Origin of the sequence: Nocardia nova NBRC 15556 (assembly GCF_001613005.1) — a bacterium.
Classification (GTDB): Bacteria; Actinomycetota; Actinomycetes; order Mycobacteriales; family Mycobacteriaceae; genus Nocardia; species Nocardia nova.
Genome location: NZ_BDBN01000020.1, coordinates 123,870 through 138,280, shown reverse-complemented (window position 1 = coordinate 138,280; position 14,411 = coordinate 123,870). Strand labels below are relative to the sequence as shown.

Here is a 14,411-nt window from a genome sequence, read left to right as displayed (position 1 = left end):
CGATCACGGCCGGCTTGTTCATCGCTCTCGACGGTGTCGTCGAGAATCCGCAGGACTGGCACTTCCCCTACTACAACGAGGAGATGGGCGCGGCGGTCGATGCCCAGCTCGGCAGTGCCGACACGCTGCTGCTGGGGCGCAAGACCTACGACAGCTTCGCCGACGCCTGGCCCGAACGCGAAGCCGCGGGCGGGCCCGACGCGGAGTTCGGCCGCAAGCTGGGCGACGCCCGCAAGATCGTGGTGTCACACAGCGAGCACACCTTCACCTGGCGCAATTCCGAAGTGCTGCAGGGTGATCTGATCGCCGGGGCGACGGCACTGAAGCGGGAATCCGGCGGTGATATCGCCATCTCCGGCTCGGTCTCGGTGGTGCGGGCACTGCTCGGCGCGGGACTGCTCGACGAACTGCATCTGCTGGTGCACCCGATCGCGGTGCGGTCCGGCATGCGCCTGTTCGACGACGCCGAGGCCACTCTCCCGCTGACTCTGCTTCGCTCGACCGCCTTCCGCACCGGCGTCGTCCATCTCGTCTACGGACCCGGACACCACCTCGAGGGCGACTACGACCAGGCCAAACAACATCTGGCCCACGACGAGGACTGAGCACGGCGACCGGGTGACGTACACCGATTGCGTCACCCGACGGGCGCGACGGCGTGGCCGACATCACCTACACCGCAGTCGCGACCTCCACCGCCGAGGGCCGCAACGGCGGTCGCGCGACCTCCGACGACGGCGCACTGGACATCACCCTGGCCGTGCCGAAGGCGCTCGGCGGCGCGGGCGGTGGCAGCAATCCCGAACAGTTGTTCGCCGCGGGCTGGGCCTCATGCTTCGTCGGCGCGGTCCGGCGGGTGGCAGCGGCGAAGAAGGTGACGCCGAGGGATCTGGCCGTGGTCGCCGAGGTGACCCTGCACCACGACACCGAGCGCGACGAGTTCCGGCTCAGCGCCGCACTGCATCTGGAAGCATCCGGGATCGACCAGCAGACCGCGGACGAGCTCGTCGCGGGCGCCCATCTGGTCTGCCCGTATTCCAAGGCCACTCACGGCAATATCGAGGTCGAACTCGACGTCACCGTGGCCTGACCGGAAGACCGCCCGGCGCAATGGCTTTCGCGCCGGGCCGTCCTCTCGGGCGAGCAGGGTCAGGCTCCGACCGTTTCGGCGGCGGCCGTGCGGTGCACCGGTGCGAAGCTCGACGCCGGCGGGCGACGCAGCATCCGGGCGTAGGTACGCACGGAGGCGGGCCAGGGGTTGGTGATCGCGCCGCTGTCGTGGGTGTACCAGCTGGGCACATCCGCCGACCACACCGTGGTGGCGAGCGCGTCGGCCAGCCATGCTCGATACGCCGCCATCGCGTCGGCCCGCACCTCGATCGCCGCCGCACCGATCTCGTCGCGCCAGCGCAGGCAGCGCATGATGTAGGCGATCTGATGCTCCTTCATCGCCGGATTGCTGCCCGCCGGAGTGAACGAGTTGGGTCCGGCGATGAGGAAGGCGTTGGGAAATCCAGGCACCGCCAGGCCCATGAAAGCGTCAGCGCCCGAACGCCATCGGTCCTGCAGAGACTGTCCACCACGCCCGCGCACGGTGATCGGGGCCAGGAATTCGGCGGCGCGGAATCCTGTCGCGTAGACGATGACATCGGCGTCGTAGCGTCCGCCGTCGGCGGTCACGACGCCGTCGCGGGTGATGCGGGCGATCGCCGAGGTGGTCAGTTGCACGTTGTCGCGACCCAGCGTGCGATAGAAGTGGCTGTCGAAGACGATGCGTTTGGCGCCGATCGGATAGTCCGGGGTGAGCCGTCCCCGTAGCACCGGATCGGCGACAGTGCGCCGAAGGTACTGCCGCGCAATCCATTCCGCGGGCCGGGCGGGCCAGCGGCGGTGCATGATCGGCGCCAGCAGCGAGTCGGCGGCCTGGTGCAGACCCCAGCGGTAGGCGCGCTGCGCCCCGGGCAGCCGCAGCGCCGCTCGCGTCGCCGGACCGAATTCGGCGGCCGGTTTGGGAAGGATCCACTGCGGAGTGCGCTGGAATATCCGCACGGAGTCGGCCGTGTCGGCCAACGTCGGAAGGCATTGTGCCGCACTGGATCCGGTGCCGATCAGGGCGATCCGCTGCCCGCGCAGCTCGGCCGCATGATCCCAGTCGGCGGTGTGGAACGACGCGCCGCCGAATTCGTCGCGGCCCGGGATCTCCGGAATGTTCGGCCGATGCAGTTGACCGACGGCGAAGACCACGACATCGGCGGTGAACCGAAGCCCGTTCGCGGCCCGCAGTTCCCAGCACGAACCCGATTCCGAGTAGGTCGCCTCGGTGACGGCGGTGTCGGTGTACAGATGGCCGGGTAGCCCTTCCGCGCCGGCGACGGCCCGCAGATATTCCAAGGTCCGGCGGCGCCCCGGGAATCGGATGCCGGTACTGCGGTACGGCGCGAACGAGAACGAATACAGGTGCGCCGGTATATCACAGCTACATCCCGGATAGGTATTGTCTCGCCACACGCCCCCCAATTCGGGCGATTCCTCCAGGATGACGAAATCGTCCATCCCCGTGCGCCGTAGCGCCGTTCCCATGCCTATCCCCCCGAATCCGGACCCGACGACGACCACTGTGCTGTGCAAGCCCTCTACCACCTCCATGTGAGACGAGATACTCAGTAACCGATCGGCAACCTTACGTGCCGGGGGGGCGTAATTCCTAAATACCCGATCGCGCGGATGGAATGGCAGCCGCCGAACTCGAGTGCCGATGTGGACAACGTTCCAGATTGGACGCTTGATTAGTGTCGCGGCGCGCAAGGCTTCCACCTATCCGAAGGCGCGTGTCAGACATACTCCCCAACAGCCGCCACCAACAAAACCGAGCCAACTAGCACATTCTTAGCTAACCAGTCGTCGCTGTCGAGTTCCCCGCGAACGACGTTGCCGCACACGAGCCGTCGCACATGGTCGCCCGCGCCGCACACGCGCTCCCCCACTGCGGGTCCGAATATCTCGGCCCTGCAACATATTCCGGCACAACCGTTGCGCGGAGGTTTATAATCGCGTAGTTCGCACCGACGAGATGCCGCGCGGTTCGGCGGCGCCCACACCTACGGGGAGCTCAGCACATATGGCCATCGACGATCCGGCGCAGATCCGCACCGATATTCCGCACTCGGCGCGCATCTGGAATTTCTGGATGGGCGGCAAGGACAATTACGAGGTCGATCGCGCCGTCGGTGAGGCGAGTCTGCAGATCGATCCGGATATCGCGACCATGGCGGTGCAGTCGCGGCAATTCCTGATCCGGGCGGTGCGCCATCTGGCCGGCGAGGCCGGAATCCGGCAATTCCTCGATATCGGTACCGGTTTGCCGACGATGCAGAACACCCACGAGGTCGCCCAGAGCGTCGCGCCCGATGCCAAGGTGGTCTACGTCGACCACGATCCGCTGGTTCTCGCCCACGCTCGCGCGCTGCTGACCAGCACCACTCCGGAGGGTGTGACGACCTACGTCAACGCCGATTTCCACGAGCCGGAGAAGATCATCGCCGAGGCGCACGCCATCCTGAATCTGCAGGAGCCGGTGGTCGTCATGTTCATGGGCGTGCTCGGTCACGCCCGCAGTTACGAGGACATGCTGCGCATCGTTCGCACGGTGCTGGCGGCGGTGCCGTCTGGTAGTTATCTGGTGCTCTGGGACGGCACCGACGACAGCCAACCGTATGTCGACCTGTGCGCCGAATACGCGAAAACCGGTGGCACGCCGTATTATCCGCGCACGCGCGCCGAGATCGCCGCGGCCTTCGACGGACTCGAGCTCGTCGATCCCGGCTTCACCTGCATCACGCAGTGGCAGCCCGATTCCCGTGAGGTCGGCCGCGCTGCCGACATCGCCGCCTACGGCGGTGTCGCCCGCAAACCCTGACGGGCGTTCATCGAGCCGCCACCGCGCGTGCCCGCTCGATGACGCGCAGGGCCGCCACGGCATCGGCGGGGTCCACCGGCGGTTCGCCGCCGTCCAGCAGGGCGGCGGCGACCCCGGCGTAGAAATCCGGATAGGCGCCGGGTTCGCTGGGGGTCAGGCGCAGATCGCCTTCGGCGCCGAGCTGACCCCAGTCGACGGGATCGACACTCCCCCAAGACTGTCCGTCGCCGGGACGACGACCGGCTCGCAGTGCCGCCTCCTGCGGATCCAGTCCGTAACACACATACCCGGCCTCGGAGCCGAGCACCCGCAAGCGCGGGCCCAGCTGTGGCGCAACAGCACTCATCCATAGATGCGACCGCACACCCGAGGCATGGGTGAGCGCCACGAAGGCATCGTCGTCGGCCAGCACACCGGGACGGCGGGCGTCGAGCTCACAGTAGACGTCCTCGACCGGGCCGAACAGGTCGAGCGCCTGGTCGATCAGGTGACTGCCGAGGTCGTAGAGGATGCCGGCGCCTTCGTCGGCGCCACCGACCTCTCGCCACCCGCCCTTGGTGTGCGGGCGCCAGCGTTCGAAGCGGGATTCGAAGCGGCGCACCTCGCCCAGCGCGCCGTCGGTCATCAGCCGGCGCACCGTGCGAAAGTCGCTGTCCCAGCGCCGATTCTGAAAGACCGTCAGCATGACGCCGGCCCGTCGAGCGGCCTCGATCATCGCCTCGCCCTCGACGGCGGTCAGGGCGAAGGGTTTGTCGACCACCACCGGCAGCCCGGCCGCCACGGCCCGCAGCGTCAGTGGTTCGTGGGTGCGGTTGGGGCTCGCGATCACCACCAGATCGATATCCGTTGCGGCGCAGAACAACTCGTCGACTGTTGCGAATACCCGTACGCCGGGGTGGTCGGCGCGCGCCTGGTCGGCTCGTTCCGGCGAGGAGGTCACCACCGCGGCCATCCGGAGCCGAGGGTCGGCGGCGATCAGTGGAGCGTGAAAGACCGCTCCGGACAATCCGTATCCGATCACCGCCACATTCACCTGCGCCATCGCCGCTCCTCGATTCGACTTCCGCCGCGCGGACCGACACCCACGCCCGCGCGTGGCCGACGCCGGGCCGGCCCGCGTCCATCACAACACGCCTTCCTACTCCGGCGCGGTGACGCCGGCCCCGACACACCGAATCAGCGCTGCCCTGCTCCGGCAGCCGATTCGGCGCCGGCGGATTCGGCCCCGGCCGTTTCGGCACCCTCCGATTCGGCACCGGATCGCACGCGAGAGGGTGCCCACACTCCGAGGATCGCCGCGATCACCAGCGTCACCACCCCGAGCACGAGGGTGGCCTGGTGCAACCCGTGCGCGAAGGCGAATTTCGCTTGGTCCGCAAGCGGTTTCGCCTGCGGGCCGATGCGTTCGGTCACGGCCAGCGCGCCCGCGAGCGAGCCGGTGACGGGCCCGCGGATCGGTTCGGGAATCCGGTCGGCGATCTCGGCGATGCGGTGGCTGTAACCGGCCGCCAGCACGCTGCCGGCCAGGGCGATCCCCAGCGCGGCGCCCATCTCGCGAGCGGCGTCGTTCACCGCGGCCGCCACCCCCTGTTTGTCCGCCGGCGCCCCGTCCACGATCGCCGCGGTGGCCGGCGCCGCGGCCAGGCCGAGGCCGGTGCTCATGATCAGCAGCGGCCACAGCACATCCACGAACGTGCTCGCGGCCGTCAACCGCGACAGGCACAACAGGCCGATTCCGACGACGACCAGACCGACCGTGGTGGGCAGCCGCAGTCCGAACCGCTGCGCCAGCCACGGCGCGATCACCGACAGAGCCACCATCGGCACGATCATCGGCGCCATCGCGACCGCCGACAGCAGCGGCGAATAGCCCAGGATCAATTGGAAGAACTGCACGATCACCATGAACAGCCCGAACGAAACCAGGAACTGCACCGCCACCGACAGCGTCCCGGCGCCGAAACCCCGCCCGGCGAACAGCCGCACATCCAGAAGCGGGTGCTGGGCACGCAATTCGATCACTGCGAAGGCCGCGCCGACCGCCAGCCCGGCGACCACAGCGCCCAGCACCAGCGGATCGGTCCAGCCGCGTTGCGGGGCCTCGAGCGCCGCGATCACGATCAGGCCCACCGCGCCCGCCCCGCTCACCGCTCCCCAGGGATCGAAGCGCGCGTGCTCGCCGTCCTGCGATTCGGGAACGGTGCACGCCGCGACCGCCAGAATCGCACCCGAAATCGCCATCGCGAGCGTGATCGACAGCCACGACCAGCGCCACAGCAGCACTCCGGAACCCAGGATGCCGATGACCGCGCCGCCGCCGACCGTGCCCGCCCAGATGCCGACCGCGACATTGCGGCGATCCGGTTCCACCCCGGAGGTGAGCAGCGACAGCGTCGACGGCATCACCAGTGCCGCACCCACTCCGGCGATCGCTCGCGAGCCGATCAGCCATTCCGGGCCGTGGACCACCAGCGGGATCGCGGAGGCGATCGCGAACACCGCCAGCCCGATGATCATGACGATGCGGCGGCCGTAGCGGTCGCCCAGAGCGCCGGCAGGCAGTACCAGACATGCCAGCGCCAGGGTGTAACCGTCGATGATCCAGGTCAATTGGGACTGCGTGGCACCTGTCGCCGAGGCGATCTGCGGCAGGGCGGTGTAGAGCGCGGCCATCGACGCGACGACCAGCGCCACGGCCAGGCAGGACACCACGATCACCCATCGGCTGCGCACGGGAACGAGCTCGGTCTTGGTTGCGTTCATCGCGCCTCCCGAGAAACGATACTTTCAGTTTCGCTATGCTACTCGCAGTATCGTTTCTGTCCCGTGCGGCCGCCGATCTTGCCGAGGAGGAATCCTGAGACCATGACATCGACTGCCGGGATGGGATCCGAGGACGATCCGCGCAAGGCGCGCTCGCGTCGCCGCCTCCTGACGGCCGCGGCCGAGCTGTTGCGCGACGGCGGACTCGACGCGGTCACCATCGATGCGGTGACGCGGCGTTCGGGCGTCGCGCGCACCACGCTGTACCGGCATTTCGACACGGTGGCACAGTTGCGTACCGCGACGTTGGAAGAGCTGATGCCGCCCGTGGTCGAGATCCCGGACGCGGGTCCCCTGCGCGAGCGGCTGATCGAACTGCTCACCCGGCAGGCCGCGGCGATCAACGACGTCCCGCTGCATCTGACCACGCTGGCGTGGCTGGCGACCGGGGACGCGCAGGCGCACGGCGAGGGGGTGCGGGCCGGTTCGCTGCGCACTCATCTGATCGACACCTATCGCCGCCCGTTCGACGAACTGTTCGACGACCCGCAGGCACGCGCACTGCTCGGCGACCGGGAGCTCACGGCGGTGCTGGCGCAGCTCGTCGGGCCGATCGTCTTCGTGCGGCTCACCGGCATCGGCCGCGCCGGACGCGACGACTGCGCCCGCATCGTCGACGATTTCCTCGCCGCATGCGAGCGTGATCACGGCTGAAAAGATCTGCGTGCGAGGCGGTTTCGCGTCAGTAATACACGGGCCCCGGCACGCCGCCGCCGGCCGCGACGGCATCGCCGGTGATCGCGATGCTGCGCGGCGAGGCCAGGAAGGTGACGACGTCGGCGACCTCGCGGGCGTCGATCACCCGGCGGATCGAGTTGGCGGCCAGACCGGCCTCCAATTCTTCGACAGTGGCACCGGATTCAGCGGCCTGGGCGGCCAGGCGTGCGGTGAGTCGTTCGGTCCGGGTCAGCCCCGGGTGCACGACCGTCACGTTGATCCCGTGCGGGCCGAGTTCGTCCGCGAGATTCTTCGTCAGGGCGGAAACGCCGACGTTGCGCACCGTCTGGGCGATCGAATTCGCTTGCCGCGCACCGAGTCCGCTGATGTTGACGATTCGCCCCCAGCCCTGCGCGATCAGATGCGGCGCGACGGCGCGGGCGGTGCGCAGATAGCCGAGCACCTTGATCTCGACCTCACGGCGCACGATGTCGTCGCTGGTGGCATTCAGATCCGCGGGCGAGCCGGCACTCCACGGCGTGGCCGCGGCATTGACCAGGATGTCGACCCCACCCAGCTCCGCCACGGTGCGCTCGACCAGTGCCCGCACCTGCTCGTCGTCACCGGTGTCGGTGGGCACCGCCACGATCCTCCGTCCGCTCTCCCGGGCGAGTGCCTGCGCGGCCGCCGCGAGCGGTTCCGCGGATCGGGCGGCGAGCACCACGTCCACGCCCTCGGCCGCGAGTCCGCGCGCGACGGCCAGCCCGATCCCCTTACTGCCGCCGGTGACGATGGCCCGCTTACCGCTCAGCTGCAAATCCATGGGAGCGACGGTAACAACGCCTGCCGTGCGCGTCGCGGATCCGGATCGGAGTGAATGGAATCCGGCTCGGTGATCCCCGTTCTCGCCGGTGTCGGTTCCCCGGATCGACGCGCACAGCCTTTGACGGCCGAACAGATCGTGCAAACCTGGCCGGTTTCGGCGGTTTTCGCGCAATTCCGTCGAGGTTTGCACGAAAAATTCGGGGTGTGCGGACTGTCGGCTCCGGCGGTCACCGAAGCGGCCGCCACCGCAGGCACGTCACCGCGACGAGCGTTCCGGACGGCACTACCAGTCCGCGTTTGTTCTCGTGCGGCGGCGGCGAGATCGCTGCCCGGCGCATACTCGATCACCTCGCCAATGGTCGTGTCGCGCGCCTGACTGATCTCGATATGCCGGGTCTTCTTCATCGTCCACACCGCTTCCAGGCCGTTCACCTCGGTGCATCTGGTCCTGTCGTCCGGCACCGCCTACCCCTGTTCCCGCATATCGGCGACCAGCCCGTACAGCACGCTCAGCAGGGTGCCGAGGTCCGCGCCCGTCGCCACCGGCAGCTCGCTACCGGTCGGGTCGAGCCGGATGCCGCGCGCGGCGGCACGCTCGCGCAGCCTCCGAGCCGGAGGAACAATTTCCGCAACACTTGAACCCGGCGCTGACACAACCGCCGGTGGTATACATCGAGGGCTACGCCGGAACCCTGTACCTGGACAAGCCAACCGAGATCGAGGTGTACCGACAGGCGCTGTCCGACATCGCCGCTGTGGCGCTGGACGAAGCGGAGTCAAGGGCTCTGCTGGAGAAGATCGAACAGGAGTACAGAGCGTCAGTACCGAAACGTCATCCGCGAAGTGGTTCAAAAGCAGCCGAAGCCGCGACGGCGGAGAGTGCGTGGAGGTAGCGCACCTCACCAACGGTGCGGTCGGAGTTCGCGACTCCAAAAACCCCACCGGCCCCGTGCTCCTCTTCACCCCCTGTGAATGGGACGCCTTCACCACCGGCCTTCAGGACGGCAAGTTCGAGCGACCGGCGTAGCAGCACGGAGTTCGAGCAGCCGCTCACCGAGTACGGCACAGGACAACCGGTAACCCGCTCCTGGATCGCGTTCGACCACTGATCGAGGCTTCGGACTTACTCGTCTAGGACGGTAATGCCCTGTCGATACCGAGCGTGGCAATGAGATCTTCGTGCAGTTCGAACCACACTCGGTGGGCCGAGTCGTGTTCGGTTCCGGTGACCATCTCGGGATTATCGGCGGCCAGGGACAGGGCCGCGGCGAAGCGAGTGTCGTAACCGGCGAACCGGGCGAGCCGTTCGGTGAGCGTATTCGTCAGCGGAACCAATTCCTTTGCGAGGCTTACCAGTTCGGCAAGGATCGGCCTGTCCCGCTGTGCGTCCCGGTGGTCGTTGTCCTGCATGCTGCCATCGGGAAGGATGGTCAGTTGCCAGGCGGTGCACGCCTGCACCAACCGTGCGTTGAGCGGGAGAAACATGCGATAGACGCCTTCCACCAACGCTTTCGCCCCACACTCGGAAAGCTCCTCGGCGAGTTGCCGCTCGTTCTGCGCACGTCCGCTCTCGGTGAGCGACCACCCTGCGTCCGTCCCGAAACGGAAGCGGCTGATCCAACCGCGCTCCCGGAAGTCCCGCATGTGCGACTCGGTGAGGTCGACAGGCATTCGGTATCGGTCGGCCGCCGCGTGCGTATCAACGAACCCGCCGAGGCGAATTGCGTGCAACGCGAGCAGCGAACTGCGTGAAACGTGCGTCATCGCGGACTTCCCTTTCGTATCGAGCAGCCATGTCTGGGGAAGCGACGTCAATGGTGGGTCGAGCGAGCGGCATGAACGTGTCCCTTGGTTCCATCGACCGAGATGTTCCGATGATTCGCCAGGGTCTCCATCGCTCCCTCGGCCGCCACCACGGCTGGAATCCCGAACTCGCGGGCGACGATTGCCGCATGGGACAGAATTCCCCCGGTTTCGGTCACCACCGCGGCGGCAACACCGAAAAGCGCTGTCCACGACGGATCTGTCACGCGACAGACGATGACATCGCCCGGCTCCACCACGTCGAAGTCGTCGACACCGCGCACCAGCCGGACCGGGCCGGCGACAACACCACGACTGGCCGCAACGCCGGTGACAATGGGCGCTTCCGGCATCTGGTTCCTCCTGTCCACCGCGATTCGACTCGTCAAACATAGGTTGACGCTCACGCGCCCGTCAACTATCGGTTGACGGCAGGGTCCGCAGGGAAAGTTGGGATCGGTAGGAGGCGCGCGCGGCGTCTACTCACCCCATGACATTTTCTCAACCTCCCGCGAACCAACCGCAGTCCGCCGGCCTGGACAAGAAGACCAGCGCGATCCTGTCGTACGCGCTGGGCTGGCTCACCGGAATCATCTTCCTCTTCATCGGAAGGCACGATCCCGATGTGAAATTCCATGCCTCCCAATCGATCGTCTTCTTCGGGGCGGTGTCGGTGCTGAATATCGTCCTCAGCATCCTCGGCTCGCTCCTCGGAGCCCTGGGCATCCTCTTCAGCCTCGCCGGACTCGTCGTCGCGGTCTTCACGGTCGTCGTCTGGATCATGGCCATGGTCCAGGCGAACAACACCGGCGGTGTCCGCGCAGCGCTGCCCATCGTCGGACGATTCACCGCCCCTTACGCCGACCGGTTGGCCAACTCGATCAAGTAGCGGCGAAGTCGCCCCGCATGACAGCCACATGCGACAGCCCGAAGACCAACGGCCCGAGACCATCTCGGGCCGTTGGCGTCCGCGCGACACCAGCCCGAGCATCCACCCCGGACGTCACCGATAGGTCAGGCGGGTACCACCTCCTCGCGGCGGGTCGTGATGGCCTGGTGCACGGCGACGAAGAACAGCACGAATCCGATGGTCAGCAGGACGTGACCGACGCCGGCCAGCTCCGCCAGTGGCATGGATTCGCCGTGCCCGAGGACGGTCCGGGAACCGATGATCGTCATGCAGGCCACGGTCCAGAGGACAGCGATGTTGTAGACCGCGAAGAACCAGCGATAGGCGCGGGTGTTCGACAGGGCGAGTTGATGTTCGAGCACCAGGACGATCAGAAAGAACAGTGTGCCCAACGCCAGCAGGTGAGTGTGGACTACGGCGAGTTCGGTCTTGCCGGTGAACTGATGGGCCTTGGTGAGTTCGCGATAGACCAGGCCCGACGGCAGTCCCAATGCGGTGTAGCCGACGGCGGCCCAGTAGAGCTGTTTCATCGAGTCCTCGTTCGCGAAATATTGTGCGGTCGTTCGAAGGTGGAGTGGTCAGGCCGACAGCTGTGCGGTGGGCGCTGGGCGTCGGCCTGCTGAGCCTGGGTGCCCTGCGGTGTGACATGGTTGTTCTCCTGGGACACCCAGGCGGTGAACCGTTGTCCGACAAGCCATCCGGCCTACCGGGACAGCACGTCGCCAGGTCCCAATTCGACGGTGAGATGGAAGATCATCGGCCGTGCGGTGAGGTCGAGATCGTTCTGGATCCGCAGCGTCAATTCACGCCATTCCGCAGTGCCCAGTGCGTTACGCAAGGCGGTGCCGCTGTCCCAATCCCCGACGTTGACGAAGATCACCTCGGCCGCCGCGCCGGCCGCCTGGAACATCCGGGTTCGGCGGAAACCGGCGGCGGCCGCCATGTACTGGGCGCTGTCACGCCAGCGTTGCAGGAACAGGTCCCGCTGCGTCGCGGGGACCGACATCGTGTTGATCACTGTGACCGGTGCGTCGGTGTCAGGAACGAAGGGAGCGCTGGGATCTGTCATATTGTCAAATTAAGTGACAATCACGTTTTTTGTCAATACTCTTAGATGGCAATACTGTTGGATTGCTAGTGTGGTTCTCATGACGAACCGGCCGCTGGACTCACGCGCGGCATTCCTGTTGTCGCAGATCGGTTTTCACGTGTCGTACCAGCTCACCGAGCAGCTGGCGCGATTGGATCTCGACCCGGCCCACTTCGCAGTCCTCACCCAACTGGCCGTTGCGGATGGCCGCAGCCAGCAAGAACTCGCGGATCTGCTGCGGGTCCACCGCAACGCGATGGTGGGACTGGTCGACGAGCTCGAGGAACGCGCACTGGTGACCCGGCAGCCGCATCCGGCCGACCGGCGCGCGCACGCGGTCCACCTCACCGACAATGTCCGCGAGGTACTCGAGTCGATGCAATCCGAGGCCGACGCACTGGAATCGGAAGTTCTCGCACCGCTCGACGAGAGCGAGCGAGCTCAGCTCCTTCCGCTCCTTCAACGCATCGCCGCCCACGCCGGTCTTCCTCCCGGCGTACACCCCGGCCTCCAGCGACGGCGCCGCGCACGTCAAGCACCGCGGTGAACTCGGCCACCGACTTCCCAGCTCGATGAGCCCGGAACGCAAACCACGCGACGCTGCCGCAAAGTTCGACGCGCTGGCCGAACCGATTATCGAACAAACGTTCGAGCATGCGCTACGCTAGCCGGCGTGAACACACATTCGACTGCATTGGCACCGAATGCTCCGGCACAGAGCTGGTCGGACCTGGCCGATGTCGACTTGCTGCGCACCCTCGTCGAAACCGAACGCCGCCGGCGTCGATTGGGTGCGGCCATGGTCGCGGCCGTCGCCGAGGCCGAGCGCCGCGGTCTCGCCGCCGACACCGGCTACCGGGACACAGCGGAGCTGTTGAGTGATCTCCTGCGAATCAGCGCCTCCGAGGCGCGCCGGCGCATCGAATACGCCGCTCCGCGAGCCCGATCCCGCGCCAGAAAGGCATGGCGAGCGATGGCGGCGGCAGGCTGAGGCCGAGCACGGTTCGGGACCGCGGAATTCATCGCCGAGCAGCTGCGACGCGGCGGTGCCACCAGAACATCCGGCCGCCCTGCCGGTCCGCATCGCGCTGATTCCCGGCAGCGGCCCGCTAGCGTGGTCCGGGAAGCGCGGCGCACGAAGTGCCCGGCCCGTCCTCGGAGGTGATGAATGACCAGCGGCCCAGCCGTCGAACTCGTGACGCCGACCGACGCCGATGAGGTACGTGCGGCGGGAGAGATCTTCCGTACCGCGATGGTCGGGCTGCCGCCGCTGCCGGACGGCGCCGACGGACTGGTCGAGCCGGGGCGCACGCTCGGGGCGCGCCTGGACGGGCAGCTCGTCGGGGCCGTCGACTCCTACAGCAGTTGGCTGGCGGTGCCCGGCGGACAACGTCTTCCGCACGCGGCCGTCACACATGTCGGCGTGCTGCCGACCCACACGCGCCGGGGTGTGGTGAGCGCGCTGCTGCGGCGTCAGCTCGCCGATATCGCCGAGCGCGGTGAATTGGTCGCGAGTCTGCGCGCCACTCAGGGCGGGATCTACGAGCGGTTCGGCTACGGTGTGGCCGGCTCGTACGCGACGCTCGAGGTGGATCGGCGACAGGCCCGGTTGCGCGACACCGTTCCCCACGGCGGGCCGGTGCGCTACCTCGACGCCGGGAACCGCTGGGAGATGCTGGCGAAAATCTATGCGGCCGCTGATATTTCGTGGAACGGCGCGATCGACCGGCCGCCGTATTGGTGGCGTTTCCAGGAGTTGGTCGCAGGCAACGCCGGCTGGACGGTGGTGCACGGCGACCCCGGCGCCGAGGACGGATTCCTGCGCTACCGCCCCTCGGACAGCACCGGCTGGCCGCGCAATCCGCAGCGCACCATCGTCGTCGACGACTGGGTGGCCACCACGCCCGCGGCCTATCGCGGACTGCTGCGGCATCTGCTGACCCACGACATCGTGGACCGGATCGTGGTGACCTTCGCGCCGGTGGACAGCCCGCTGCGGCATCTGTTCACCGATGAGCGCGTGGTCACCGTCGCCGGCGTGCACGACGAGACCTGGCTGCGGCTCGTCGATGTCCCCGCGGCGCTGGGACGCCGCAGCTACCGCGAGGCACCGGCGGTGGTCCTCGCGGTGACCGACGACATCCTGCCCGCCAACACCGGCTCCTACCGGATCACCGCCGACGCCGTCACCCGCGTCGACGCCCCCGCCGATCTCACCACCGACGTGGCCGCCCTCGCCGCGGTCTACCTCGGCGGATCCACCTGGCAGCACCTGTCCCTGGCTGGCCGGATCGGCGAAAACCGCAGCGGCGCAATCGAAGACGCCGACAACCTGTTCACCACAACCTCCGCCCCGTTCGCCGGCACCTACTTCTGACCGGCGAGAC

The 14,411-nt window shown here is 67.5% G+C and carries 20 protein-coding genes; 10 read left to right on the top strand and 10 right to left on the bottom strand.

Going from position 1 to position 14,411, the window contains the following annotated elements; all coding sequences use genetic code 11:
* Positions 1-2 precede the first annotated feature (2 nt).
* Both NN2_RS08805 and NN2_RS08800 read left to right on the top strand, forming a co-directional pair.
* Positions 3-605 (top strand): dihydrofolate reductase family protein, encoded by a 603-nt coding sequence (locus tag NN2_RS08805; protein WP_063012074.1) that lies wholly within the window; start codon positions 3-5, stop codon positions 603-605.
* A 53-nt stretch (positions 606-658) separates the two neighbouring features.
* Positions 659-1,090, top strand: coding sequence for an organic hydroperoxide resistance protein (locus tag NN2_RS08800; RefSeq protein WP_063012072.1), 432 nt, complete (start codon positions 659-661; stop codon positions 1,088-1,090).
* 59 nt (positions 1,091-1,149) lie between these two features.
* Here the strand turns inward: NN2_RS08800 and NN2_RS08795 are convergent, their stop codons facing one another.
* Complete coding sequence (locus NN2_RS08795) at positions 1,150-2,646, bottom strand: flavin-containing monooxygenase (protein WP_063012070.1); 1,497 nt, start codon at positions 2,644-2,646, stop codon at positions 1,150-1,152.
* A gap of 472 nt (positions 2,647-3,118) precedes the next feature.
* On the opposite strand from NN2_RS08795, the gene NN2_RS08790 reads away from it, so the two are divergent.
* Positions 3,119-3,916, top strand: a complete 798-nt coding sequence (locus NN2_RS08790) for an SAM-dependent methyltransferase (RefSeq protein WP_063012068.1) — start codon at positions 3,119-3,121, stop codon at positions 3,914-3,916.
* 7 nt (positions 3,917-3,923) lie between these two features.
* Here NN2_RS08790 and NN2_RS08785 read toward each other — a convergent pair whose 3' ends face one another.
* Both NN2_RS08785 and NN2_RS08780 read right to left on the bottom strand, forming a co-directional pair.
* Positions 3,924-4,958 carry a Gfo/Idh/MocA family protein gene (locus NN2_RS08785; protein WP_063012066.1) on the bottom strand — a complete coding sequence of 345 codons (1,035 nt, stop codon included), beginning with the start codon at positions 4,956-4,958 and terminating at the stop codon, positions 3,924-3,926.
* A gap of 134 nt (positions 4,959-5,092) precedes the next feature.
* Complete coding sequence (locus tag NN2_RS08780) at positions 5,093-6,679, bottom strand: MFS transporter (RefSeq protein WP_063012064.1); 1,587 nt, start codon at positions 6,677-6,679, stop codon at positions 5,093-5,095.
* A 102-nt stretch (positions 6,680-6,781) separates the two neighbouring features.
* Between NN2_RS08780 and NN2_RS08775 the strand changes: the two genes are divergently transcribed.
* Complete coding sequence (locus tag NN2_RS08775; RefSeq protein WP_063012063.1) at positions 6,782-7,393, top strand: TetR/AcrR family transcriptional regulator; 612 nt, start codon at positions 6,782-6,784, stop codon at positions 7,391-7,393.
* 28 nt (positions 7,394-7,421) lie between these two features.
* Here NN2_RS08775 and NN2_RS08770 read toward each other — a convergent pair whose 3' ends face one another.
* Genes NN2_RS08770 through NN2_RS37670 form a run of 3 tightly spaced genes read right to left on the bottom strand, consistent with a single transcriptional unit; the run spans position 7,422 to position 8,875 of the window.
* Positions 7,422-8,219, bottom strand: a complete 798-nt coding sequence (locus tag NN2_RS08770) for an SDR family NAD(P)-dependent oxidoreductase (protein WP_063012061.1) — start codon at positions 8,217-8,219, stop codon at positions 7,422-7,424.
* The gene (locus tag NN2_RS37045) at positions 8,204-8,653 is read right to left on the bottom strand and encodes a hypothetical protein (RefSeq protein WP_155525707.1); all 450 of its coding nucleotides are present in this window, start codon (positions 8,651-8,653) and stop codon (positions 8,204-8,206) included. The genes NN2_RS08770 and NN2_RS37045 overlap by 16 nt, the downstream gene beginning before the upstream one ends.
* Before the next feature lie 33 nt (positions 8,654-8,686).
* Positions 8,687-8,875 carry a hypothetical protein gene (locus NN2_RS37670; RefSeq protein ID WP_063012057.1) on the bottom strand — a complete coding sequence of 63 codons (189 nt, stop codon included), beginning with the start codon at positions 8,873-8,875 and terminating at the stop codon, positions 8,687-8,689.
* 8 nt (positions 8,876-8,883) lie between these two features.
* Between NN2_RS37670 and NN2_RS38480 the strand changes: the two genes are divergently transcribed.
* The gene (locus NN2_RS38480) at positions 8,884-9,114 is read left to right on the top strand and encodes a Scr1 family TA system antitoxin-like transcriptional regulator (protein WP_063012055.1); all 231 of its coding nucleotides are present in this window, start codon (positions 8,884-8,886) and stop codon (positions 9,112-9,114) included.
* Positions 9,105-9,248, top strand: a complete 144-nt coding sequence (locus NN2_RS38475) for a DUF397 domain-containing protein (protein ID WP_219823614.1) — start codon at positions 9,105-9,107, stop codon at positions 9,246-9,248. The genes NN2_RS38480 and NN2_RS38475 overlap by 10 nt, the downstream gene beginning before the upstream one ends.
* 104 nt (positions 9,249-9,352) lie before the next feature.
* Here the strand turns inward: NN2_RS38475 and NN2_RS08750 are convergent, their stop codons facing one another.
* Both NN2_RS08750 and NN2_RS08745 read right to left on the bottom strand, forming a co-directional pair.
* Positions 9,353-9,892, bottom strand: coding sequence for a hypothetical protein (locus NN2_RS08750; protein ID WP_197521891.1), 540 nt, complete (start codon positions 9,890-9,892; stop codon positions 9,353-9,355).
* Between the two features lie 140 nt (positions 9,893-10,032).
* Positions 10,033-10,431, bottom strand: a complete 399-nt coding sequence (locus NN2_RS08745) for a PEP-utilizing enzyme (protein ID WP_245658613.1) — start codon at positions 10,429-10,431, stop codon at positions 10,033-10,035.
* A gap of 83 nt (positions 10,432-10,514) precedes the next feature.
* Between NN2_RS08745 and NN2_RS08740 the strand changes: the two genes are divergently transcribed.
* Entirely contained in the window at positions 10,515-10,913 is a 399-nt protein-coding gene (locus NN2_RS08740; protein ID WP_063012049.1) for a DUF4870 domain-containing protein, read from the top strand.
* Positions 10,914-11,038: 125 nt separating this feature from the next.
* On the opposite strand, the gene NN2_RS08735 is transcribed toward NN2_RS08740, so the two are convergent.
* On the bottom strand, positions 11,039-11,464 hold the full coding sequence (locus NN2_RS08735; protein WP_063012047.1) for a DUF2871 domain-containing protein: 426 nt from the start codon (positions 11,462-11,464) through the stop codon (positions 11,039-11,041).
* A 173-nt stretch (positions 11,465-11,637) separates the two neighbouring features.
* Positions 11,638-12,003, bottom strand: a complete 366-nt coding sequence (locus NN2_RS08730) for an antibiotic biosynthesis monooxygenase family protein (protein WP_082856829.1) — start codon at positions 12,001-12,003, stop codon at positions 11,638-11,640.
* Between the two features lie 79 nt (positions 12,004-12,082).
* Here NN2_RS08730 and NN2_RS08725 point away from each other — a divergent pair, with 79 nt between their 5' ends.
* The 3 genes from NN2_RS08725 (at position 12,083) to NN2_RS08715 (ending at position 14,401) form a co-directional block, all read left to right on the top strand.
* Entirely contained in the window at positions 12,083-12,571 is a 489-nt protein-coding gene (locus tag NN2_RS08725) for a MarR family winged helix-turn-helix transcriptional regulator (protein ID WP_063012043.1), read from the top strand.
* 126 nt (positions 12,572-12,697) lie between these two features.
* Entirely contained in the window at positions 12,698-13,015 is a 318-nt protein-coding gene (locus tag NN2_RS08720) for a DUF222 domain-containing protein (protein ID WP_063012041.1), read from the top strand.
* Positions 13,016-13,192: 177 nt separating this feature from the next.
* Positions 13,193-14,401 (top strand): GNAT family N-acetyltransferase, encoded by a 1,209-nt coding sequence (locus NN2_RS08715; protein ID WP_063012039.1) that lies wholly within the window; start codon positions 13,193-13,195, stop codon positions 14,399-14,401.
* The last annotated feature ends 10 nt before the right edge of the window (positions 14,402-14,411 follow it).

Bases quoted from the DNA above. Each gene is read 5' to 3' on its own strand.
- NN2_RS08785 (WP_063012066.1), bottom strand. From the start codon at position 4,958: ATGGCGCAGGTGAATGTGGCGGTGATCGGATACGGATTGTCCGGAGCG.
- NN2_RS08730 (WP_082856829.1), bottom strand. From the start codon at position 12,003: ATGACAGATCCCAGCGCTCCCTTCGTTCCTGACACCGACGCACCGGTC.
- NN2_RS08790 (WP_063012068.1), top strand. From the start codon at position 3,119: ATGGCCATCGACGATCCGGCGCAGATCCGCACCGATATTCCGCACTCG.
- NN2_RS08795 (WP_063012070.1), bottom strand. From the start codon at position 2,646: ATGGAGGTGGTAGAGGGCTTGCACAGCACAGTGGTCGTCGTCGGGTCC.
- NN2_RS08775 (WP_063012063.1), top strand. From the start codon at position 6,782: ATGACATCGACTGCCGGGATGGGATCCGAGGACGATCCGCGCAAGGCG.
- NN2_RS08780 (WP_063012064.1), bottom strand. From the start codon at position 6,679: ATGAACGCAACCAAGACCGAGCTCGTTCCCGTGCGCAGCCGATGGGTG.
- NN2_RS08715 (WP_063012039.1), top strand. From the start codon at position 13,193: ATGACCAGCGGCCCAGCCGTCGAACTCGTGACGCCGACCGACGCCGAT.
- NN2_RS08740 (WP_063012049.1), top strand. From the start codon at position 10,515: ATGACATTTTCTCAACCTCCCGCGAACCAACCGCAGTCCGCCGGCCTG.
- NN2_RS08750 (WP_197521891.1), bottom strand. From the start codon at position 9,892: ATGCCTGTCGACCTCACCGAGTCGCACATGCGGGACTTCCGGGAGCGC.
- NN2_RS08770 (WP_063012061.1), bottom strand. From the start codon at position 8,219: ATGGATTTGCAGCTGAGCGGTAAGCGGGCCATCGTCACCGGCGGCAGT.
- NN2_RS08735 (WP_063012047.1), bottom strand. From the start codon at position 11,464: ATGAAACAGCTCTACTGGGCCGCCGTCGGCTACACCGCATTGGGACTG.
- NN2_RS08725 (WP_063012043.1), top strand. From the start codon at position 12,083: ATGACGAACCGGCCGCTGGACTCACGCGCGGCATTCCTGTTGTCGCAG.